Source organism: Aurantiacibacter sp. KMU-128 (genome assembly GCF_056933515.1).
Window position 1 is genome coordinate 1755624 of the sequence record NZ_JBXORT010000001.1, and the last position, 20012, is coordinate 1775635.

The 20012-nt window shown below is 62.5% G+C and carries 23 protein-coding genes; 7 read left to right on the top strand and 16 right to left on the bottom strand.

The features are described 5' to 3' along the window. Positions 1-118: 118 nt before the first annotated feature. Complete coding sequence (locus ACS0VV_RS08765; RefSeq protein WP_483532331.1) at positions 119-1333, bottom strand: bifunctional alpha/beta hydrolase/OsmC family protein; 1215 nt, start codon at positions 1331-1333, stop codon at positions 119-121. 250 nt (positions 1334-1583) lie between these two features. On the opposite strand from ACS0VV_RS08765, the gene ACS0VV_RS08770 reads away from it, so the two are divergent. Further along, positions 1584-1958, top strand: coding sequence for a hypothetical protein (locus tag ACS0VV_RS08770; protein WP_483532332.1), 375 nt, complete (start codon positions 1584-1586; stop codon positions 1956-1958). Positions 1959-2220: 262 nt separating this feature from the next. On the opposite strand, the gene ACS0VV_RS08775 is transcribed toward ACS0VV_RS08770, so the two are convergent. Both ACS0VV_RS08775 and ACS0VV_RS08780 read right to left on the bottom strand, forming a co-directional pair. Further along, positions 2221-2391, bottom strand: a complete 171-nt coding sequence (locus tag ACS0VV_RS08775; RefSeq protein ID WP_483532333.1) for a hypothetical protein — start codon at positions 2389-2391, stop codon at positions 2221-2223. Beyond that, positions 2391-3320, bottom strand: a complete 930-nt coding sequence (locus ACS0VV_RS08780) for an IS1595 family transposase (RefSeq protein WP_483532334.1) — start codon at positions 3318-3320, stop codon at positions 2391-2393. The genes ACS0VV_RS08775 and ACS0VV_RS08780 overlap by 1 nt, the downstream gene beginning before the upstream one ends. 200 nt (positions 3321-3520) lie before the next feature. Between ACS0VV_RS08780 and purS the strand changes: the two genes are divergently transcribed. Both purS and purQ read left to right on the top strand, forming a co-directional pair. Further along, positions 3521-3754, top strand: a complete 234-nt coding sequence (purS, locus tag ACS0VV_RS08785) for a phosphoribosylformylglycinamidine synthase subunit PurS (RefSeq protein ID WP_483532335.1) — start codon at positions 3521-3523, stop codon at positions 3752-3754. After that, the gene (purQ, locus tag ACS0VV_RS08790) at positions 3754-4425 is read left to right on the top strand and encodes a phosphoribosylformylglycinamidine synthase subunit PurQ (RefSeq protein ID WP_483532336.1); all 672 of its coding nucleotides are present in this window, start codon (positions 3754-3756) and stop codon (positions 4423-4425) included. The genes purS and purQ overlap by 1 nt, the downstream gene beginning before the upstream one ends. 185 nt (positions 4426-4610) lie before the next feature. Here purQ and ACS0VV_RS08795 read toward each other — a convergent pair whose 3' ends face one another. The 6 genes from ACS0VV_RS08795 to glmU form a co-directional block, all read right to left on the bottom strand. Continuing rightward, positions 4611-6959: a putative bifunctional diguanylate cyclase/phosphodiesterase gene (locus ACS0VV_RS08795; RefSeq protein ID WP_483532337.1), complete on the bottom strand. Its 2349-nt coding sequence runs from the start codon at positions 6957-6959 to the stop codon at positions 4611-4613. A 73-nt stretch (positions 6960-7032) separates the two neighbouring features. Next, positions 7033-8856: a glutamine--fructose-6-phosphate transaminase (isomerizing) gene (gene glmS, locus ACS0VV_RS08800; RefSeq protein ID WP_483532338.1), complete on the bottom strand. Its 1824-nt coding sequence runs from the start codon at positions 8854-8856 to the stop codon at positions 7033-7035. 16 nt (positions 8857-8872) lie between these two features. Continuing rightward, positions 8873-9253 (bottom strand): PIN domain-containing protein, encoded by a 381-nt coding sequence (locus tag ACS0VV_RS08805; RefSeq protein ID WP_483532339.1) that lies wholly within the window; start codon positions 9251-9253, stop codon positions 8873-8875. Further along, positions 9250-9624 (bottom strand): ribbon-helix-helix domain-containing protein, encoded by a 375-nt coding sequence (locus ACS0VV_RS08810; protein WP_483532340.1) that lies wholly within the window; start codon positions 9622-9624, stop codon positions 9250-9252. Before ACS0VV_RS08810 ends, ACS0VV_RS08805 begins: the two co-directional genes overlap by 4 nt. Before the next feature lie 40 nt (positions 9625-9664). Next, positions 9665-9976: a hypothetical protein gene (locus ACS0VV_RS08815; protein WP_483532341.1), complete on the bottom strand. Its 312-nt coding sequence runs from the start codon at positions 9974-9976 to the stop codon at positions 9665-9667. Beyond that, complete coding sequence (gene glmU / locus ACS0VV_RS08820; protein ID WP_483532342.1) at positions 9973-11328, bottom strand: bifunctional UDP-N-acetylglucosamine diphosphorylase/glucosamine-1-phosphate N-acetyltransferase GlmU; 1356 nt, start codon at positions 11326-11328, stop codon at positions 9973-9975. The genes ACS0VV_RS08815 and glmU overlap by 4 nt, the downstream gene beginning before the upstream one ends. A gap of 61 nt (positions 11329-11389) precedes the next feature. Here glmU and ACS0VV_RS08825 point away from each other — a divergent pair, with 61 nt between their 5' ends. Then, a complete protein-coding gene (locus ACS0VV_RS08825; protein WP_483532343.1) occupies positions 11390-12064 on the top strand; it encodes an HAD family hydrolase in 675 nt (224 codons plus the stop codon). Here ACS0VV_RS08825 and ACS0VV_RS08830 read toward each other — a convergent pair. The 4 genes from ACS0VV_RS08830 to ACS0VV_RS08845 are packed head-to-tail and all read right to left on the bottom strand — an operon-like array spanning position 12061 to position 15084. Next, positions 12061-12420 carry a DUF2794 domain-containing protein gene (locus ACS0VV_RS08830; RefSeq protein WP_483532344.1) on the bottom strand — a complete coding sequence of 120 codons (360 nt, stop codon included), beginning with the start codon at positions 12418-12420 and terminating at the stop codon, positions 12061-12063. The genes ACS0VV_RS08825 and ACS0VV_RS08830 overlap by 4 nt on opposite strands. Further along, entirely contained in the window at positions 12420-13151 is a 732-nt protein-coding gene (gene epsC / locus ACS0VV_RS08835) for a serine O-acetyltransferase EpsC (RefSeq protein ID WP_483532345.1), read from the bottom strand. The genes ACS0VV_RS08830 and epsC overlap by 1 nt, the downstream gene beginning before the upstream one ends. A gap of 30 nt (positions 13152-13181) precedes the next feature. Further along, positions 13182-13787, bottom strand: a complete 606-nt coding sequence (locus ACS0VV_RS08840) for an HdaA/DnaA family protein (protein WP_483532346.1) — start codon at positions 13785-13787, stop codon at positions 13182-13184. A 13-nt stretch (positions 13788-13800) separates the two neighbouring features. Next, positions 13801-15084 (bottom strand): heavy-metal-associated domain-containing protein, encoded by a 1284-nt coding sequence (locus tag ACS0VV_RS08845; protein ID WP_483532347.1) that lies wholly within the window; start codon positions 15082-15084, stop codon positions 13801-13803. A 69-nt stretch (positions 15085-15153) separates the two neighbouring features. Here ACS0VV_RS08845 and purM point away from each other — a divergent pair, with 69 nt between their 5' ends. From purM to ACS0VV_RS08860, 3 genes are read left to right on the top strand one after another with little or no spacing between them, the layout of a single operon-like run. Next, a complete protein-coding gene (purM, locus tag ACS0VV_RS08850) occupies positions 15154-16251 on the top strand; it encodes a phosphoribosylformylglycinamidine cyclo-ligase (protein WP_483533520.1) in 1098 nt (365 codons plus the stop codon). Further along, the gene (purN, locus tag ACS0VV_RS08855) at positions 16244-17218 is read left to right on the top strand and encodes a phosphoribosylglycinamide formyltransferase (RefSeq protein WP_483532348.1); all 975 of its coding nucleotides are present in this window, start codon (positions 16244-16246) and stop codon (positions 17216-17218) included. The genes purM and purN overlap by 8 nt, the downstream gene beginning before the upstream one ends. 49 nt (positions 17219-17267) lie before the next feature. Continuing rightward, a complete protein-coding gene (locus ACS0VV_RS08860; RefSeq protein ID WP_483532349.1) occupies positions 17268-18419 on the top strand; it encodes a sulfotransferase family protein in 1152 nt (383 codons plus the stop codon). A gap of 99 nt (positions 18420-18518) precedes the next feature. On the opposite strand, the gene ndk is transcribed toward ACS0VV_RS08860, so the two are convergent. From ndk to ACS0VV_RS08875, 3 genes are all read right to left on the bottom strand, one after another. Next, positions 18519-18941 (bottom strand): nucleoside-diphosphate kinase, encoded by a 423-nt coding sequence (gene ndk, locus ACS0VV_RS08865; protein WP_483532350.1) that lies wholly within the window; start codon positions 18939-18941, stop codon positions 18519-18521. Positions 18942-19036: 95 nt separating this feature from the next. Next, a complete protein-coding gene (locus ACS0VV_RS08870; RefSeq protein ID WP_483532351.1) occupies positions 19037-19501 on the bottom strand; it encodes a hypothetical protein in 465 nt (154 codons plus the stop codon). A gap of 102 nt (positions 19502-19603) precedes the next feature. Continuing rightward, positions 19604-19981 (bottom strand): hypothetical protein, encoded by a 378-nt coding sequence (locus tag ACS0VV_RS08875; RefSeq protein WP_483532352.1) that lies wholly within the window; start codon positions 19979-19981, stop codon positions 19604-19606. Positions 19982-20012 lie beyond the last annotated feature (31 nt).

Sequence of the window (20012 nt, forward strand, 5' to 3'; positions counted from 1 at the left end):
TGTCGGAAGCGAAGCTGGCCAAAGGCCTACGACTGCTTTTCCTTTTTGCGAAGCACCAAGTTTCAAAGAAAAGGACAGCCCTTCGACAGGCTCAGGGTGATCGGTCGTTCAGGAAATCTCACTCCACCAGCGTAGAGTGGATGTGCAAATCGCCCTCTATCGTCCGGTGAACAGGGCATTTGTCGGCGATCTCCATCAACCGTGCGCGCTGTTCCGGCGTGAGATCGCCGGTCAATTCAATCGCGCGGTCAATCACCTGGATCGGCTCGCCATCCTTGTCGCAATCCATGCAATCCGTGTGGTGGTCGCGCGAGTGTTCGAGATCGATGCGCACCTTCTCCAGCGGAATGCCCTTGCGCTCGGCATACATCTGCATCGTCATCGCGGTGCATGATCCCAGCGCGCCGAGCAGCAAATCATAGGGCGTCGGCCCGTCATTGCGCCCGCCATAGCTCGCGGGCTCGTCGGCGATGAAAGCGTGGCTCGGCGTGCGCACCCATTGCGCGAATTTGCCGCCGGCGGTGGAGACTTCGACCGTGCCCGCCAGTTCGCCCCGCGGCTGCGCCATTTCAGCCAGATGCGGGCCCGCCCAGGCCGCGATCATGTCGGCAGCGAAGCGCGCGCGTTCGGGATCGGTGAGCAAATGATCGGCATGGTCGAGCGTGACGAAGCTCTTGGGATGCTTGGCCGCGCTGAAGATCGCCGTGGCGTTTTCGATCCCGACCGTGTCGTCAGCAGGCGCGTGCAGCACCAGCAGCGCCTTGCCCAGCTTTGCCAGCCGCTCGGCCTGCGGCTGTTCGCGCCCCTGCTCCAGAAAGTCGCGGCTGACGGTGAAATCGCGCCCGGCGATGGAGACATTGGCCTGCCCTTCCCGCTCGATTGCCTCCACCGCATCGCCGAAATGGTGAAAGACGTGCGTGGTATCGAAAGGCGCGCCGATGGTTGCCACCGCGCAGGCCGAAGCAATCCGCTCCGCCGCCGCGATCACCGCGGCACCGCCCAGCGAATGGCCGATGAGCAGTACAGGCGGAAGACCGGCTGCGGAAAGCGCATCCGCCGCCGCCACCAGATCATCGACATTGCTGGCAAAACCCGCATTGGCAAAATCACCCTCGCTGCCGCCAAGGCCGGTAAAGTCGAAGCGCAGCACCGCAATGCCCTTCGCCGCGAGCGCCGAGGCCACCAGCGTCGCCGCGCGGCTCTGCTTGGTGCAGGTGAAGCAATGCGCGAAAATCGCCGCACCGCGCGGCTGCGTGTAGAGCGGTTTTTCAAGGCGCCCGTCGAGCGTCTGCCCGTCTGCGCCGGTGAAGGTGAATGTCTCGGTTCCGATCATCTGTTCGCTTTCCTACAGGCTGCCCGATGGAGCAAGCCGCGTGTCATGCAGACCATTCGCCCCCTCTTCTCCCACGGTTTCGCCTCTCGCCCAATGCAGCGCGGAATCTTTGCCCCTGGACTGTGTAACAGGTGTAACAGGTTGGCGTTATTATAGGACGCATACCCAAGGGCGCTAAACCGATGTGGCTGTGGAAACTTTTGTAGCGCCGCCCTGTTGCGTTTTGCGGAGGCGGCGCTATATGTAAGAAATGGACAGTGATTCCCCCTCCCCCGCTATCGCTCTTCTTGAAGAGGCAATACATGACGCACAGTCTGTAATTGTCCAAAAAGAGCGCATGATCGCCGAATTTAAGAAGGCATTGGCAGCAATAAAGGGTGAGGCTGTGCCCGCGCCCAAACCTACGCAGCGCAGCCACACGATGAATGTGGGCGAGGGTATTGTGTATGCCGTTAATCAGGGCTGCACCACGCCGACAGAGGTTCTCGCCTATCTGGAACGCGAGCTAGGGATTAGCTCTACGCTCAATTCCGTTCGCGCCCGCCTTTCTCCTTTGAAAAAAGAAGGCAAGATTGGGCATGACGGGAAGGGGTGGGTTCCTGTGAATAAAGATATTTTGATTTGATGTGGGGGTGGGATGGCTCCAGCCGCTGGCTTCCTATCCGTGCGCTTCGGGTTCGATTCCCGACACCTCCACACCCCCAAGTTCACTGCTGGGTTGACCGCCAGCGCCCCTGTGCGAAATCCGTAGCAGCGAATTTCGTGCCAGCCATGACCATCCGTAAAGCCGGATGGGGGAGGTGGTGCATGAGGTAGGATAACCGCATGACCAGAGCTAGTTGGGTGGTCTCCAACTGGCTCTGGCATGGCCTAAATCACTGATGTTGTCAAGAGTCCTTGCCTTTTGGCGAGGCCTTTTTTTGTGATTCCAGCAGGGATTCCAAGGCTTTTTCGGCCTTTGCGGGGTTTAGAGCGCCAGCGGCGATTAGCTTTTCGGCCTCCGCCTTGAACCTTGCGCTCTGCTCGGATGCGGTCTCGCTTCGCTTTTTCTTCGGCATCACACCCTCGCACTAGCCCTTTCGTAGGTGAGGCGCTTACCTACCACACCTCGCAAGATCAGGTCACTACGCTCGGTATCTTCAATCCCAATCGCGCTACGATTGTTATAGCGAAACTCAAATTCTGCCAGATAGCGGTGCAGGTGCTGCTCGCCACAGTGCTGGTAAATGCCCTTCATGCCGCGCTTGAAGATCGAAAATGCGCCTTCGATTGTGTTGCTGTGGATGGTGGGGTCTTGCGGGTCAACGTATTGGTCTAGCGTGTGTTTCGTAGTGCCGTGCTCGGCAAATTCCTTGCCGATACCGGAATACATACGTGCTTCGTCAGTCATAAGGCGCGCTTCGCGGCTGATGTTGGCGCGGATAATCGGGTGAATTTCCTCTTTGCGATACTTGTCGAATACGAACGTCCGCATTTGCTTCGTATCGCGGTCAATAAGGCCGAGAACGCCATACATATGTGCGGTGCGGCGATAGCGGGGCGATTTAACCTTATTGCCAATGTAAGTTTCGTCAGCCTCTACGGCTCCACCGTTAATGCCGAACGGAACGTCCAGATCACCAGCGCGCATAGCTTCACGAATGCGGTGCGACATAAACCACGCGGTTTTGAGCGTGACACCAAGAATCCGGTGAAGCTGGTTGCTGGACATACCCTTTTTGCTGCCAGCGATAAGGTAAATCGCCTGCAACCAGACACGCATCGGAACCTTGCTGTCCTCAAAAATGGTGCCAATCTTTACGGTAAAGGGCTTGCGGCATTCGTAGCACTTCCAAAGGCCGGTGCGGGTGGTTTTACCCTTTAGCTTGCCTACACGCTCCATACCGCCACAGTGGGGGCATACAGCGCCCTGCGGCCAAAGACGCGCTTCGATATATTCGTAAGCAGCTTCTTCGTTGTGAAAGTGGGGGCTTGAAAAGCTCGACATTCTCTTAACTCCTTGAATCGGTTATGAATCATGGAAGTGGGTATGTCAAGTATAATAACGCCAACAGGTTGCGCGCCTTGCAACACGCTGACTCGCCGCCATTGGGCATTGCTGCCCTGGCACCTCTTGCCGTTGCAGGGCGGTTTCGCCATAGGCTGCGGCACGACTCCCACGCTTCAAAAGCGCGAAAGGCACCTTGCATGAAAGTCCGCATCCACGTCTCGCTCAAACCCGGCGTTCTCGATCCGCAGGGCCGCGCGGTGCATCACGCGCTGGAAGGTCTCGGTTTCGCAGGGGTCGCCGATGTGCGCATCGGACGCACCGTGGAACTCGACGTGGCCGACGACACCTCGGACGAAGCGCTCGCCGATATGTGCGAGAAGCTGCTCGCCAATACCGTGATCGAAAACTACGCGATCGAGAAGGTCGCATAATGAAGACCGCCGTCGTCACCTTCCCCGGCTCCAATTGCGACCGCGATATGTGGGTTGCGTTGCGCGATGTTTCGGGGCGCGATCCGGTCAAAGTCTGGCATGGCGATGCCGATCTACCCGATGGCTTGGACTTCATCGCCCTGCCCGGCGGCTTCTCCTATGGCGACTATCTGCGCAGCGGCGCGATGGCGGCGAATTCGCCGATCATGCGCAGCGTGATCGCGGCGGCAGAGCGCGGTGTGCCGGTGCTGGGCGTGTGCAACGGCTTTCAAGTGCTGACCGAAGCGCGGCTGCTGCCGGGCGCGCTGATGCGCAATGCCGGGCAGACCTTCATCTGCCGCACCGTGCCGCTGGTGGTGGAAAATGCGGACAGCGTGTTTACCCGCGCCTACGCTGCGGGCGAGACGATCCGCATTCCGGTCGCGCATCACGACGGCAACTTCTTCGCCGACGCCGAAACGCTCGACCGCCTCGAAGGCGAAGGCCGCGTGGCCTTCCGCTATGGCGAAGAGGTCAACGGCTCGCAGCGCCGGATTGCGGGCGTGCTGAACGCCAAAGGCAATGTGCTCGGCATGATGCCGCACCCGGAGCGTGCGATTGAAGAGGCACAGGGCGGCAGCGACGGACGGCGGTTGTTCGAGAGTGTGCTGGGAGTTCTCGCTAGCGCTTAGCCAACGTCCTTCGACAGGCTCAGGACGAGCGGAAGAGCGGGGGTTGGGATAAGCGCTGAAATCGGGAGCGCAGCGAACGACCGAGCGCACGCGTGCGACCCGCAGGTGCCGCGCAGCGGGAGCGAAGCCCCTGCGGAGCGAATAGCACCGAGGACGCTCGCCCGGATGGGCGAGCGAAACGAAAACTAGGCCGCGTGCCGCCGTTTCACGACCAGCGAATGCGCTTCGGTGGCGTTCATCGGGCGGCCGAAATAGAAGCCCTGGATCTTGGTGCAGCCCAGTTCGCGGATCAGGTCCGCCTGGTCCGCCGTCTCTACGCCCTCAGCCGTGGTCGACATTTCCAGCGACTGCGCCATGGCGACAACCGCGCGGATAATGGCAAGGCTTTCCGGACTGTCCTTCACCGCACCCTGCACAAAGCTGCGGTCAACCTTGATCGTCGAGAAGCGCAGATCGCGCAGGTAACCGAGCGAGGAGTAGCCCGTCCCGAAATCGTCAAGCGCAATCGAGCAGCCCAGCGCCATGATCTCTTCCAGGGTCTGGTTGGCAATCCGCGCATCACGCAGGAACACGCTTTCGGTCACTTCGACTTCGAGCCGGTGCGCCGGAAGGCCAGTGGCCGACAGCGCTTCGACAATGGTCTTGGCGAAGTCCGGTTCGAGCAACTGCTCGCCCGACACGTTGACCGCAACCTTGATATCTTCCGGCCAGCGCGCGGCCTGACGGCACGCTTCGTGCAGCACCCAGCGGCCGATGGGGACGATAAGGCGGGTTTCCTCGGCCAGCGGAATGAACTTGCCGGGGCTGACCGAACCGTGCTCTTCGCTGTTCCAGCGCAGCAAGGCTTCGAAACTCACCGCCTGTTCGGTCTTGGCGTTCACCACCGGCTGGAAGTTGAGCTCCAGCTCGCCATTGGCGATGGAATTGCGCAAGGAAAGTTCAAGCCTGCGGCGTTCCTCGGCATCGGCGTGCAACGATGGTTCGTAGGTGCGGTGCACCCCACCGCCCTCATCCTTGGAGCGATACAGCGCCAGATCGGCATTGCGCATGATCATCTCGACGCTCTGCCCGTCGCGCGGGCCGATGGCGGAGCCGACGCTGGCGCCGATGTACAACGTGTGATTGTCGACGACATAGGGATGCGAGAGGTGTTCGATGATCGTCTCGGCCACCCGGTCAACGCGGGTGTGATCGCTCGCTTCGCGGATGACCACGGCGAACTCGTCTCCGCCGAGACGGCCGCATTGCTCGTTGTCGGTACACACCTGTTGCAGGCGTTCGGCCACACGTTCCAGCAAGCGGTCGCCAATGAGATGGCCGAGCGAATCATTGACCTGCTTGAAGCGGTCGAGGTCGATCATCAGGAAGGCGCAGCGGGTGCGCCACTGCTCGGAGTAACGCATCGCTTCACCCAGCGCCTCGGTCAGCATCAGACGGTTGGGCAGGCCCGTCAGCGTGTCATAGCGCGCCAGATAGGCGATCTTCTCATCGCTCTCGCGCTGTTCGGTCACGTCCGAACCGACCCCGCGGAAGCCGACATAATTGCCCGAACCATCGCGCATCGGCGTGCCCGACAGCTCCCACCAGCGCATCTCTTCGGCGATATGCACCTGCACCAGCAGGTTGGAGAAACTTTCGCGCCGCTTCAGGCGCTCGGCGAGATCGTGCAGACTGCGCGGGACTTCGCCGGTGTCGAACGTCTTGCCAGCGAGCAGACGAATGAAGCGTTCGCCTTCCACATCGCTCGGCTCGCGGCCCAGGGCAAAGGCGAAACGCGGGCTGACCGAACGGAGGCGGCGGTTGTTATCGACCTGCCAAAGCCAGTCCGATTCCTTCTCCTCGAACTCGCGCAAAAGCAGCGAGACGACCTCGTCCTTTTCGGCGACGCCGGCTTCGGCGATACGCGCGGAAAGGTTCGTGCGTGCCGAACCCACTGCGCCTGCCACAATCGTCGCAACGAAGGCGAGGCTGGCGACAGCGAAGAGATATTCGCCCGTAATGATGAAGGAGGCTGCCCCAGCGACACCCACAACCAGATCGAACACCACTGTAGCGACCGGCGGAGAGGCATTGGTCGCCGCACTTCCGGCAATCAACATTGCTGCCAGCGTCCACAGTCCGAAATGCTGCGCAGGGCTGCCCTGCGGCACGAACAACAGCAGCGCGACAATCCATGGCACAGCGCACATCGCGATCGCGCCCGCATGCTGGCGGAACTCGATCTTGGTCATCGAACGCCGCTCGATTTCGGCAAAGCGGCGGTTCAGCCGTCCGACATTGAAAATGGTGCCAACGGTCGCCAGCAGCCAAGCCGCCAGCAGCCACGCCGGCAGAGTACCGAGATACAGCGTCACCGCCATAATCCCGGCAATACCGTGCGCCGCCAGCCGGATACGCGATGCCTTGTACAGTTCCGAATATTGCAGCGCGCGCAGCCGCGCCCAGTCGCCTTCGGCGGGGTCGCGCAATCCGATAACCTGCAATGCAGTCAAACGCAGCGGAAGTTTCGGGAGGCCGGTCTGGTTCTTGTTCACCCTGACGCCATAAGCGCAGAATGGTTGCCACGGGGTAAAGGCCGCACAAATCCGCCAGTTTTTACAATTCTCGCTACTCGACGGTCACCGATTTCGCGAGGTTGCGCGGCTGGTCGACATCGGTACCTTTGGCCACCGCCACATGGTAGGCAAGCAATTGCACCGGCACGGCGTAGACCAGCGGCGCGATCAGCGGGTGGACCTGCGGCATTTCGATGGTCGCCATGCAGCCTTCGCCCGCTTCGGCGATACCGGCTGCATCCGAAATCAGCACCACCTTGCCGCCGCGCGCGCGCACTTCTTCCATGTTGGATACGGTCTTTTCGAACAACGGTCCTGACGGCGCGAGGCAGATCACCGGCACCGCTTCGTCGATCAGCGCGATGGGGCCGTGCTTCATCTCGCCCGAAGCGTAGCCTTCGGCATGGATATAGCTGATTTCCTTCAATTTCAGCGCGCCTTCCAGTGCCAGCGGGAAGTCCGCACCGCGCCCGAGATAGAGTACGTCGCGCGCGGGCGCGATCAGATGCGCCATCCCGGCAATGTCCTGGTCATGCGCAAGCGCGGCGTTGAGCGCGGCGGGAGCCTCGATCAAATGGCGGACGATCTCGGCCTCCTCGGCCTTGTCGATCCGTCCGCGCTTTACCGCCATATGCGCTGCGAGCGCGGCCAGTACGGCGAGCTGGCAGGTGAAGGCCTTGGTCGAAGCGACGCCGATTTCAGGCCCGGCATGGGTGGGCAGGAGCAGATCGGCCTCACGCGCCATCGAACTGGTGGGGACGTTGACGACCACCGCAATGGTCTGTCCGTTTTCCTTGCAATGGCGCAAAGCCGCTAGCGTATCGGCGGTCTCGCCGCTCTGGCTGATGAACAGCGCGAGGCCGCCCGGCTCCAGCACCGGATCGCGGTAACGGAACTCGCTCGCCACATCGATATCGACCGGCAGGCGGGCGAATTGCTCGAACCAGTATTTGGCGACCATGCCCGCGTAGAACGATGTGCCGCAAGCGACGATGGTGACACGGTTGATGCCCGCCAGATCGAAGTCGATCTGCGGCAGCGCCACGGTGTTGTCCTCGCGCCGGATATAGGAGGAGAGCGTTTGCGCCACGACGGTGGGCTGCTCGAAAATCTCCTTCTGCATGAAGTGGCGGTACGGCCCCTTCTCGATGGCAGCGGCAGACGCGCCCGACGTGGTGACTTCGCGATCCACCGCATTGTTGTCGCGGTCAAAAATCTGCGCGCCTTCGGCGGTGACGACCACCCAGTCGCCTTCTTCGAGATAGGCGATCTTCTGCGTCAGCGGCGCGAGCGCCAGTGCATCGGAACCGAGATAGGTCTCGCCCTCGCCATAGCCGACCACGAGCGGAGAACCGAGCCGCGCGCCGATCAGCATATCGGGATGCTGGCGGAAGGTAATGGCAAGCGCGAAGGCACCGCGCAGGCGTGGCAGCACAGCTTTCACCGCCTCTTGCGGGGAAGCGCCTTTCTCGACCTCCTGCGACACAAGATGCGCCACCACTTCGGTATCGGTCTCGCTTTCGAAGACGCGGCCCTTCTCCTCAAGTTCGGCACGCAGCGTACGGAAATTCTCGATAATGCCATTGTGGACGAGCGCGATTTCGCTGGTGGCGTGCGGATGCGCGTTCTTCGCCGTGGGCGCGCCGTGCGTGGCCCAGCGGGTGTGGGCGATACCGATCGTGCCGGGCGCAGGGTTGCGCTCCAGCTCGGTGGCGAGGTTGAACAGCTTGCCCTCCGCCCGGCGGCGCACCAGTTCGCCTTCGTGCACAGTGCAGACGCCCGCGCTGTCATAGCCGCGATATTCCATCCGCCGCAGCCCCTCGACCAGCCGGTCTGCCACGGGTTGATTGCCGACGATTCCAATAATTCCGCACATTTGGGAGGGGTTCCTGTCAAAGAGTATAGGGGACGCGGATGCCCGGCATATTTGCCGGAAAATCCTTGGTATTTCGTGTAATCAGCACGCGCCCGCGGGTGAGCGCGGTGGCGAGGATAATGGCGTCGGGCGATTTCAGCCGCGGCCTCTCTCGGCGAAGGGCCGCAGCGCGCAGGGCGATCTCTTCGTCGATTTCGTCGACACCGAACCGCATCAGGAAGTTTTGCGTTTCCCGCACGATCTTGTCGTCGCCTTTCGAGAGCACTTCGACCCACGCCATGCGGCTGATCCATGGGCGCGCGCCTTGCGAGACCGCGCGCTGCAATTCGGCGCGCGCCGGCGGATGTCCCGCCAGCGCGTCGATCAGGATATTCGCATCAAAGCTGAAACCGCTCACTTCGGCTTGCCAGACTTGGGTTCAGGGTGTTTTCCGGCGAGCATATCGAGATAGATCTGCCGCTGGCGATCATCCTCCTCGTCAAACATATCGGGCGATTCGGCGCGGACTTCTTCGTAATCATCGTCCCAATAGCGCGTCCATTCGGCCCTCCGCTTGCGCTCGTATTCCTTCACATCAAACGTGCTTCCGTCGCGCGTCCAGAGGCCAAAGGCCGCATCGATCCAGTCGGTATCGGCAGACGGCTGCTCCGCCCGGTATGCGCTCACCGCCTCGCGCAGCAGCGACGCACGGCTCTTGCCTTGCTCCTTGGCGAGCTTGTCGAGCCATTCGATGTCGTCATCGGGTAAATCTGCGAGTACGCGTGCCATAGTGATATACTGATATCATATCATGATATCATTGCAAGCGCTAATGCGGGAATTTCTGGTCGACGAATGTCACCGCGAATTTCACCGGATCGGGCGCGTCCTGGCCAGCGGCGGCAAAGCGCGCCTTGCCGCTTTCCCACAGCTCGCGGATGGCATCCTGCATACCGGCGGGAAACTGCATCTGCGCTGCAACGATGTCCTGCCAACTCCCCTCGCCGCCATAGGTGGCGCGCAGATGCGGTTCCGACGCCGTGAGCCATTCGGAATTGGCATCGTCGAGCGCGCCGATGGCATCGAGTACGTAGGAATCGAGCAGCCGCAGGAAGGGCTTGCCATCGTAGCGGGTGCTCACTTGCCCGCCTTTTTCTTCTTCATCGCATCGTGGAAGCGGTCGGCCCAACCCGGCTTTACCAGCTGCTCCGCGCGCACCATGCGCAGTTCGCCCGCATCGACGTCGCGGCTGACCGCGCTGCCCGCCGCGACGATGGCGTCGGCGCCGATCTTCACCGGTGCAATCAGCGAAGAATTGGAGCCGATAAAGGCCCGCTCGCCGATCACGGTCTGGTATTTGAAATAGCCGTCATAATTGCAGGTGATCGTCCCCGCACCGATATTCGCGCCCGCGCCCACCGTCGCATCGCCGAGATAGGTGAGGTGGTTGGCCTTTGCCCCCTCGCCCAGCACGGCCTTCTTCATTTCGACGAAATTGCCGACCTTGCTGGCCTTCTCCATCACCGCGCCGGGGCGCAGGCGGGCATAGGGGCCGACTTCGCAGCCTTCGCCCACGCTCGCGCCTTCGAGATGGCTGAACGCCTTGATATGCGCGCCGCTGGCGACGGTTACGCCGGGGCCGAAGACGACATTGGGATCGATCGTCACATCGGGCGCGATTTGCGTGTCCCAGCTGAAGAACACCGTCTCCGGCGCGCGCAGGGTGACGCCCGCATCCATCGCTTCCTGCCGCTTGAGCGCCTGCCACTGCGCCTCTGCCGCCGCCAGCTCGGCGCGCGAATTGATGCCGGTGACTTCATCAGGCGTATCGGTGGTGACGACGGCGCAGCTATGCCCGTCGGTAATCGCGATATTGACGATATCGGGGAGGTAATACTCGTCCTGCGCATTGTCGTTCGACACGCGATTGAGGAGCGCAAAGAGATTGTCCGACCGCGCCGCCAACAGGCCCGAATTGCACAAGGTACAGGCGCGCTCTTCCTCGCTCGCATCCTTCCACTCGACCATTTTCACGATCTGCCCCTGCTGCGCGATCACGCGGCCATAACGCAGCGGGTCTTCGGGCTCGAAGCCGAGCACTACGGCGGCGGGGGTGTCTGCTGCGTTCAGCCGTTCGATCATCGCCTGCATCGTCGCGGTGCTGACAAAGGGCACATCGCCGTAGAGCACCAGCACATCGCCTTCGAACCCCGCCAAGGCCTCCTCGGCCTGCTGCACCGCGTGGCCGGTGCCCAGCTGCGGCTCCTGCACCGCGAAAGCGCAGCGCTCACCCAAAGCCGCGTGCAATTGCTCGCGCGATTCGCCGACAATGGTGACGAGTTGTGCAGGCTCGAGCGCCTCGACACTGGCGAGCAGGTGGTCGATCATCGCCCGCCCTCCCACTTCGTGCAGCACCTTGTGGCGATGACTCTGCATCCGCGTGCCTTTTCCGGCGGCGAGGATGATGGCGGCGATGGGGCGTTTCTCACTCATGGCGTGCGCTTTGCCAGCAATTTGTTGCGGATTCCATATCGCTCTCTATTGCCCCGCCGCGATGAGCAAATTTCCTTTCGATATCGTCCTGTTCGACCTTGATGGCACGCTGGTCGATTCCGCGCGCGACCTGTGCCCTGCGGTCAATCACGCCCTCAGCACGATAGGGCGCGGCCCGGTGAGCGAGGATGCGACGCGCAACATGATCGGCGGCGGCACCGACATGATGCTGACCCGCGCGCTGGAAGCGACCGGCGGTATGGTGGCCAAACCCGATTATGTCCGCATCATGGACGCGCTGCTGGAGCATTACTGGGCGAATATCACCACCAATACGGTGCCCTTTGAGGGCTGTCTGGAAATGCTCGACGCGCTGATTGCCGAGGGCGTGAAGCTGGCGATCTGCACCAACAAGTCGGAGGCTCCGGCGCGGCAGCTGCTCGATGCGCTCGACATGACGCGGCGGTTCAGCGCGATCTATGGCGGCGACACTCTGGGGCGCGAGAACGCCAAGCCCAAGCCCGATATGCTGCACGCGGCGGCCAGGGATTGCGGCGGTGGTCGCGCGGCGATGGTGGGCGATTCGACCTACGATATGCGCGCCGGACGCGCGGCGGGCGTTCCCGCCATCGCCTGCTCTTTCGGCTATCACGATGTGCCCGTGGCCGAACTGGGCGCAGATGCGGTGATCGACAGCCTTGGCGAGCTGGTGGCGGCGCTGGAGCGCCTCGGCTAAGCGTCCACCACCTTCACCAAGCGCCGTTCTATCGGTGCCAATACGCTCGCGAGCTCGTGCCCGCGTTTGAGCACTTGTCCCTGCTCGCCGAACAGCGCCCACATCCCTTGCCGGTTGCGCAGCGCGGGGCGTTTTTCCAGCCGCATTTGCGGGACTTCGGCGGTGCGCCGGAAGGCGGCGAAGGTCGCGCAGTCCTTGTCGAACTCCATCGCGTAATCGCGCCATTCGCCAGCGGCGACCATACGGCCATAAAGATCAAGAATGCGCGCCAGCTCGCGCCGGTCGAAACCTGTTTGCGCAGGCGGGCGCTGGCCGGGAAAACTGACGATGTTGGAGCCTATGGGAGGCAGCCCCATTATGCCTTGCCGCCCGTCTTGCGTTCGGCGAACAGATCGGGCGTCACCGCTTCCTTGGCCGGCGCGGCGAGCGATTTGCGCATCGCCTCCAGCTCTGCGCGCAGCTCGGTAATGTCACGCTCCAGCTTCTCAACACAGTCGCGCCCAGGCCCTTCCTCGCACGGATCGTCGCAGGGCGTGCCATAGGGGATGAACTCGCGCATCCATTCCTCGGCAGGCATTAGCGTAGAGCGCGCCTTGAGCCCGATCATCGTTGCGCCATCGGGCACATTGTCGGTCACCACCGCATTGGCCCCCACACGCGCGCGCTCGCCCACGGTGATAGGGCCGATAATCTGCGCGCCAGAGCCGATGATGACATTGTCCAGCAGCGTCGGATGGCGCTTGCCCCCCACGCCATTGGTCGGGTTCGTCCCGCCCAGCGTGACGCATTGGTAGATGGTGACATTGTCGCCAATCTCCGCCGTCTCCCCGATCACGGTAAAGCCGTGGTCGATGAAGAAATTCTTCCCGATCTTGGCGCCCGGATGGATGTCGATCGCGGTGAGGAAGCGGCTGAAATGGTTCACCATGCGGGCGAGGAAGAACATATCGGCTTCGAACAGCCAGTGCGCGACCCGGTGCAGGCCCAGCGCCAGCACGCCGGGATAGAAGAGGATCTCCCAGCGCGAACGCGGCGCGGGATCGCGGGCATGGATCGAGTCCAGATAGCTGATCAACCGATCAAACATGGCAAACTCCGGTTTTCCATCAAAACCCGCTCAAAGCAAGGTCGGCTCGTCCGGCCCGTGGACCGCTTCCAGCGCGGCGCGCCAGATTCCCTGGTGAGGTGGGGCCTTTCTTTCCAGAGACAAGCGGTCGATTGTCGCCACCAGCTTTTCCAGGTCCGCCTGCGAGCGGGTGGCGCGCGGGATCAGATAATCGGCGGCATCATGCGGCAGCGGCAGGCCGCGCTCTGCGGCCAACGAAAACAGCAGGTCACGCGCCATCTCGTCATCGGGCAGGCCGATATCGAGCTGGAGTGACCCGCCGAGGCGCGATCTGAGATCGGGCAGGCTGATATCCCACGGCGGTTCTCCACCGATAATCAGCAGCGGCGTGCCTTCTTCCTGCGCCCGGTTCCAGCGGTGGAACACCGCATCCTCTTCCATCGCCTGCGCATCGTCGAGCGCCGCGCCCTTGCCGCTTTCGGCGAACCAACGCGCGAAGAGCGATTTGCCCGAACGCGGCGGACCGGTGAGCACGGCGGTGCGGAACGGCCAGCTTTCGGGTGCGAGCAGCGCCTCGGCGACATGGCTATTGGCGTTGCCCAGCACGATCTGCGCTGGGCCTTTTCCGGCTGTCAGAGGAAGGGCAATCTGCTCCATGGCGCAAGACACCTTAGCGCGAAATGCCGAGCGCGTTGGCTCCCTGATTGACCGCCCAGCCGCGCGAGCGCAGCGCGCCTGCGAGGGCACCGATATCGCCCGCATAGGTCACTTGCAGCACCGAAACGCCGCCCAACGCGGTCGAACTGATCGAAACCCCGCTGACACCCGGCGTGCCGCGCAGATTGCCCAGCGCCGTGTCGAGCGAGGCCGCATCAGGCGTTGCAACTTGCACCACATAGGTCGCCGAAGTGGCCGCCGGTTGCTCGGTGGCAGTTGCCTGATCCGCTGGCGTTTCCGCCGCGGTTCCGGCCGCTGCGCCATTGTCCGGCGCCTGCGCGGCTTCGGCTTCCCCGCGCCGCGCCTGTTCCAGCAGTGCGCGGATTTCGGGGCTCAGCTCGACATTGCCCAGCGACAATGTCGGGTCAGGACGCAGGCGGCCATCGGCCAGTGCCCGCGTGTAGATAACGTCAAACCTCTCCACCGCTTCGGTCAACATTTCGTCCAGTGCCTCGGCATTCGGAGCACGCAGGGTGAAGCTATCGAGATAGATATTATCGGGGCCATAACGCGCGGTGAAGCGTCCGGTGACGGGGCCACCCGGATAATCCCAGCTGAGATTGGCAATCGGCACCACCACATCGGCGGCGCTGAACTGGTCGAGCACGGTGTTCCACCATGCGCGGCTGCGGCGCTGGGTCTGGCCGTAGGTGAGCAGCAGCGATTCGCCGCCCGCGCCCGAAGGCCGCACATAATCGATCGCGCTGCCGCCGAACTGGTATTCCGCCCAGGCGCGCTGCCACGGATTGCGCACTTCGAACATGGTCTGCGTACCGCCCGATATCAGCACCGGCAGCGTCAGCATGGGGGCAGAGCGCGCTCGCGCACCGGACGAACCCAGCAAAGCACCCGCGCGCTGCCGGTCAAAAATCACACCAAGGGTCGCCACATAGCGGCGCGGGCCGATGCTCTCACGTTCGACAACAATCGCCGATACCATCGAATCGAGCCGTGCATCGTCAATTGACGGCCCGCCTAACTGCTCCCACGCCATGCGTTGCGCCAAACGCCAGCCATTGGTGCGGGCGTCCTCCGCGCTGTCGCCCGTCACATTCACCTCGATACCGCTGACCTGGATATCGGTGCTGCTCGCGACGGGCGCGATACCGCGTTCGCCCGAAACCTGCGCCATCAGCGATGCAATCGCGACCAGCAGCAGACAGGCAAAGCCGAGGGCTCCGATCAGCGCGGGTGAAGGCTTGGCAAGCGGGCGAAAGGGGAGAGAAAGTGTGCTCATGGGGGAAATCGCCAGCCTTTTGCCCAAAGCCGAGTGGAAATCCAAGCCCGAAAGACTATGGCGGTGGGTATGAGTTCGAACGACACATCCTACACCTACGAACAGGCAGGTGTTTCCATCGATGCGGGCAACCGTCTGGTGAAGGCCATCGGGCCGCTGGTGAAGGCGACAATGCGCCCCGGCGCGGATGGCGAGATTGGCGGCTTTGGCGGCTTTTTCGACCCCAAGGCGGCGGGGTATAAAGACCCGCTACTGGTGGCGGGCAATGACGGCGTCGGCACCAAGCTGAAGCTCGCCATCGATAGCGGCCGGCACGATACGGTGGGCATCGATCTGGTCGCCATGTGTGTCAACGATCTGATTGTGCAGGGTGCGGAGCCGCTGTTCTTCCTCGACTATTTCGCCACTGGCAAGCTTGACAATGGCGTCGCCGAGCGGGTGATTGCAGGCATCGCAGAGGGCTGCAAACAGGCAGGCTGCGCGCTGATCGGCGGCGAGACGGCCGAAATGCCCGGAATGTATGCCGATGGCGATTACGACCTTGCCGGTTTCTGCGTCGGCGCGGTGGAGCGCGGCGAGCAATTGACAGGCGAGCGGGTTAAGCCGGGGGACTCACTGATCGGACTGGCCAGTTCAGGTGTCCATTCAAACGGTTTTTCGCTTGTGCGCAGGCTCGCCGCTGACAAAGGCTGGAAGCTGGATCGCCCGGCTCTGTTTGACCAAGAGCGCCTTTTGATCGACGTCCTGCTCGAGCCGACAACCATCTACGTGAACGCGTTGCTGCCGATCATTCGTGATAATCTGGTCAACGCTCTTGCGCACATAACCGGCGGCGGCTTGCTAGAGAACATCCCGCGCATTCTGCCGGAAGGTGCCCATGCCGAAATCGACGCAGAGGCTTGGGACCAGTCCGGCCTGATGGCGTTCTTGCAGGCGCAGGGAAATATCGAGCCGGAAGAAATGGCGCGCACGTTCAATTGCGATGTCGGCATGGTGCTTGCTGTATCGGAAGAGAATTATGCCGAGGTCATGGATCGCCTGCATGAGACCGGCATAGGCTATGGCGACATCGGGCTAGTCCAAGCCGGAAAGCGCGGCTGCACCGTGCGCGGCTGCCGTGGCACCTGGGCGGCCAAGGCCGATTGGGTGGCCACCCACAATGCCTGACACGCCGGTGCGGAAAGCCAGGGTCGCGTGCCTGCTTTCCGGCAATGGCACCACCATGTCCGCGCTTTTGTTCCAGTCGCGGCTGGAGGATTGCCCGTACGAAATCGTGCTCGTCGCCTCGAACAATCCCGATGCGCCGGGCCTCGCCATTGCGGAGTCCGAAGGCATCGCCACCTTCGCCCATTCGCACAAGGGGCTGGAGCGCGAGGAGCACGAGGCAATCATGGACGCCGCCCTGCGCGAAAGCGGCGCGGAGTACCTCGCCTTTTGCGGCTATATGCGCATCCTGACTGCGGACTTCGTCAATGGCTGGGAAGGCCGCATGGTCAATACCCACCCCTCCTTGCTGCCGAAATACAAAGGCCTCGACACGCACCAGCGCGCGATTGATGCTGGCGACCAATTCGGCGGCTGCTCGGTGCATATCGTCACATCAGAGCTCGATGCCGGGCCGTTGCTCGGCCAGATGCCGGTGGCGATCCTGCCCGATGATACGGCAGACAGCCTCGCCCGCCGCGTGATCCTTGCCGAATACCAGCTCTACCCGCGCTGCCTCGCCGATTATGTCGGTCGCGCATACCGCGCCGACTGGCTGTTCGAAAAAGTTCGAAAACTGGCGCTCGACCTGCCCGAAGCCGAAGAGCGCGAGAGCCACGGCTCGCCGGGTTTCCGCACCGGCGGCAAATCGGGCAAGTTTTTCGCCCATTTCAACGATCAGCACCACGGCAGCCGCCATATCGCGGTACTCGTCAAAACGAGCGGGGTGGACGAAGTGGTCGGCCTTACCGAAACCGCGCCGGACACCTATTTCAAGCCCGCCTATTACGGCGCGAGCGGTTGGGTCGGGATCATTCTCAACCGTCCGGGCGTTGATTGGGAGAATGTCGCCGAATGGCTGCAGCGCAGTTGGCGCAGCGTTGCTCCGAAGCGGCTGACGAAATTGCTCGATATCGCGGACGAATTCTAACCCCATGCCCCCGCCTCCCCGCCCGCATCCTCTGGCGCGCTCGCCGCACGTGGACAGGGCCATCGGCTGGCTCGAAGGAATGTGGGAGCGCGGGATTGCGACCAAGCCCTCGCTCGATCCGGCGGTGTTGTGGGAAAAGGCGCTGAAGGATTCGCCCGCTGCAGGCGAAGCTGGCGGGCGCAGTGAGGAGGACGTGGCCGATTTCCGCGAGCGGACGATCCGGCTGACACAATCGCTACAGGACGAGGCGCGGCTCAATTCGCTCGGCCTCACCATCGCCCACGGTCAGCTTGTGCGGGTGATCCGCCAGCGGCTGGAACTCGGCGCTTTGTGGCAGGACAAGCCGGAGATCGTCGATCACGCAATGGCGCCGCCGATCATCGTCGTCGGCCAGATGCGCAGCGGGACGACGCGGGTGCACCGCCTGCTCGCCGCCGATCCGGCGCACGCGGCGACGCGCTTTTGCGACAGCTGGCTGCCGGTGCCACGCAGGCCCGATACGCGCCCCGCTTGGTCGGCGCTTTCGCTGCTGTTCGCCCGCACGCTCGATCCGTGGCTCGATTCGATCCATCCTTTCGGCGTGACACGCGCGGATGAGGAGTTGGGCTGGCTCGCCTGCGCGCTCGACCATTGTGCGTATGAGGCGCAGTGGCGCATCCCGAGCTACTCGCACTGGTCGGAAGCGCGCGATCCCGCGCCGGTCTACCGCGAATTTGCCCGCATCCTGCGCACCGATGCGCATTTCCACGGCAATGCGATGAAACCCCGCGTGCTCAAAGTCCCGCAATTCGCCGAGGATGTGCCTGCACTACTCGAACAATTCCCCGATGCACGCCTGGTGATGACGAAGCGCTGCCCCGACGATCTCGCGGCAAGCTCTGCCTCGCTCGTGGCGAACCAGATGACGATCCAGTCGGACACGCCGTGCATCGACTGGATCCGCGGCGAAGTGCAGCGCAAGATCGCGCTGCGGCAGGAACGGATGGAAGAGGCGCGCGCGGCGTTCAACGGGCCGGTCGCCGAAGTCGATTTCCGCGATCTGGATGCGGATTGGGAGGCGGCGATGGCGAGAATCTATGCCGATCTGGGCCTGACTCTGACAGACGATGCGCGCGCTTCTATGCGTACCGAACAGAAGCGGGCGGGCCATTCACCGCACAAGGATCACGCCGCGCAGGTCGCCTGCTTCAACGCCGATTAAACAGCAAAAAGCGGCGCGCCCCGCTGGCGTTCCGGCAGCACCGGAAAGAGCCAGAGGACGCGCCGCTTTTTTTGGATTAGCGGACGCTATGCCAGCCGATTAGCCGACGATTTCGTCGTCGCTGAAGAAGAAAGCGATTTCGATGGCAGCGTTTTCTTCGCTGTCCGAACCGTGGACCGAGTTTTCGCCGATCGACAGCGCATATTCCTTGCGGATGGTGCCTTCGGCAGCTTCGGCGGGGTTGGTTGCACCCATCACGTCGCGGTTGCGCTTCACGGCATCTTCGCCTTCGAGCACCTGCACCACCACCGGCTCGCTCATCATGAATTCGACGAGTTCACCGAAGAAGGGGCGTTCCTTGTGCACGGCGTAGAAGCCTTCGGCCTGTTCCTGGCTCATGCGGATGCGCTTCGATGCGACAACGCGCAGGCCGGCCTCTTCCAGCTTCTTGGTAACTGCGCCCGTCAGGTTACGCTTGGTGGCGTCGGGCTTGATGATCGAGAACGTGCGGGTAACCGCCATGGGAGTTTCCTTCATTGTAAGGGGGGGCAATAATGTTGCGCGCGCCCTTAGCGCCCCGTTACGATGCGGGCAAGCCTGCTGCTTGCGTCAACGCCCTATTGGCTGCCGCGCCCTACCGTCAGCATAATGGTCGACTCGCCGTCTTCACCACTGACATTGACCATAAAAGTGAGCCCGTCCGTGCCCTCGCCCGCGATCATGCGGTTGCCATTGGTATTCATCTCGACGTTGACTTCGATGCCTGCCTCTTCCGCTTCGGCACGGTAATGCGCGATGATGTCCTCGGCCGGATCGGTGGACGTCATCATCACCATATTGCCCGAACCGTCGGCTGCATCGACCATGGTGTTGGAAACCACTGTGGCCCCTTCATACACGCTGAAGCCGTCGGGCAAATCCACCTCGCCGGCGCCCGCATTGCTGGTGACTGTCGCTTCGCTTCCTTCGCCATCCGTCGAGCGCATTTCGACCGTGCCGTCCTCGGTTTCCATGGTCTGCGTATCGCTGCCACCGCAGGCGGCAAGTGTCAGGCCGAGCGTTACAATGACAAGATTGCGCATGATTCCCCCTCGAATGGTTGTGCTGGCAAAGCATCACGTTCCGCGCTGGCGGTCAAGTCCCGCACCTTGCTACGCGGCGAGGCTGACCGCTCAATTTGCCGCCTATTCCCCGGCAACCCGCCCGATCGCAAGGCTGGCACGGGTTGATCCGTCCTCGTAGGTCGAAGCTGCAAAATCGAATTGCAACGCATCCTCGCGCTCCCCATGGATTTGCGCAAAGCCGTCTGCATTCTCGGCGACGGTTAGCGTAAAGCCGCGCTCTTCGGCTTGCCGACGGAAATGCGCCTCTAGCGCCTGTGGCGTCGCCGTGCTTTCCAGCAGGACGACCGTTCCGGCGCCCGCAGCGGTGCTGACCTCTTCCATCGAAGCGATTTGCGTGTCGGCGGGCAGAGTGAAGCCTTCGGGCAGCGACGCTTGCACTACTGCATCGGTTGTCGGCGGCGCAGTAAACGGATCATCGCCGCATCCGGCCAGGAGCATGGGGGCAAAAAGGCACAAAACTGCTCGCATT

Bases quoted from the DNA above. Each gene is read 5' to 3' on its own strand.
- ACS0VV_RS08765 (WP_483532331.1), bottom strand. From the start codon at position 1,333: ATGATCGGAACCGAGACATTCACCTTCACCGGCGCAGACGGGCAGACG.
- ACS0VV_RS08770 (WP_483532332.1), top strand. From the start codon at position 1,584: ATGGACAGTGATTCCCCCTCCCCCGCTATCGCTCTTCTTGAAGAGGCA.
- ACS0VV_RS08775 (WP_483532333.1), bottom strand. From the start codon at position 2,391: ATGCCGAAGAAAAAGCGAAGCGAGACCGCATCCGAGCAGAGCGCAAGG.
- ACS0VV_RS08780 (WP_483532334.1), bottom strand. From the start codon at position 3,320: ATGTCGAGCTTTTCAAGCCCCCACTTTCACAACGAAGAAGCTGCTTAC.
- purS (WP_483532335.1), top strand. From the start codon at position 3,521: ATGAAAGTCCGCATCCACGTCTCGCTCAAACCCGGCGTTCTCGATCCG.
- purQ (WP_483532336.1), top strand. From the start codon at position 3,754: ATGAAGACCGCCGTCGTCACCTTCCCCGGCTCCAATTGCGACCGCGAT.
- glmS (WP_483532338.1), bottom strand. From the start codon at position 8,856: ATGTGCGGAATTATTGGAATCGTCGGCAATCAACCCGTGGCAGACCGG.
- ACS0VV_RS08810 (WP_483532340.1), bottom strand. From the start codon at position 9,624: ATGGCACGCGTACTCGCAGATTTACCCGATGACGACATCGAATGGCTC.
- glmU (WP_483532342.1), bottom strand. From the start codon at position 11,328: ATGAGTGAGAAACGCCCCATCGCCGCCATCATCCTCGCCGCCGGAAAA.
- ACS0VV_RS08825 (WP_483532343.1), top strand. From the start codon at position 11,390: ATGAGCAAATTTCCTTTCGATATCGTCCTGTTCGACCTTGATGGCACG.
- ACS0VV_RS08830 (WP_483532344.1), bottom strand. From the start codon at position 12,420: ATGGGGCTGCCTCCCATAGGCTCCAACATCGTCAGTTTTCCCGGCCAG.
- epsC (WP_483532345.1), bottom strand. From the start codon at position 13,151: ATGTTTGATCGGTTGATCAGCTATCTGGACTCGATCCATGCCCGCGAT.
- ACS0VV_RS08840 (WP_483532346.1), bottom strand. From the start codon at position 13,787: ATGGAGCAGATTGCCCTTCCTCTGACAGCCGGAAAAGGCCCAGCGCAG.
- ACS0VV_RS08845 (WP_483532347.1), bottom strand. From the start codon at position 15,084: ATGAGCACACTTTCTCTCCCCTTTCGCCCGCTTGCCAAGCCTTCACCC.
- purM (WP_483533520.1), top strand. From the start codon at position 15,154: ATGAGTTCGAACGACACATCCTACACCTACGAACAGGCAGGTGTTTCC.
- purN (WP_483532348.1), top strand. From the start codon at position 16,244: ATGCCTGACACGCCGGTGCGGAAAGCCAGGGTCGCGTGCCTGCTTTCC.
- ndk (WP_483532350.1), bottom strand. From the start codon at position 18,941: ATGGCGGTTACCCGCACGTTCTCGATCATCAAGCCCGACGCCACCAAG.
- ACS0VV_RS08870 (WP_483532351.1), bottom strand. From the start codon at position 19,501: ATGCGCAATCTTGTCATTGTAACGCTCGGCCTGACACTTGCCGCCTGC.
- ACS0VV_RS08875 (WP_483532352.1), bottom strand. From the start codon at position 19,981: ATGCTCCTGGCCGGATGCGGCGATGATCCGTTTACTGCGCCGCCGACA.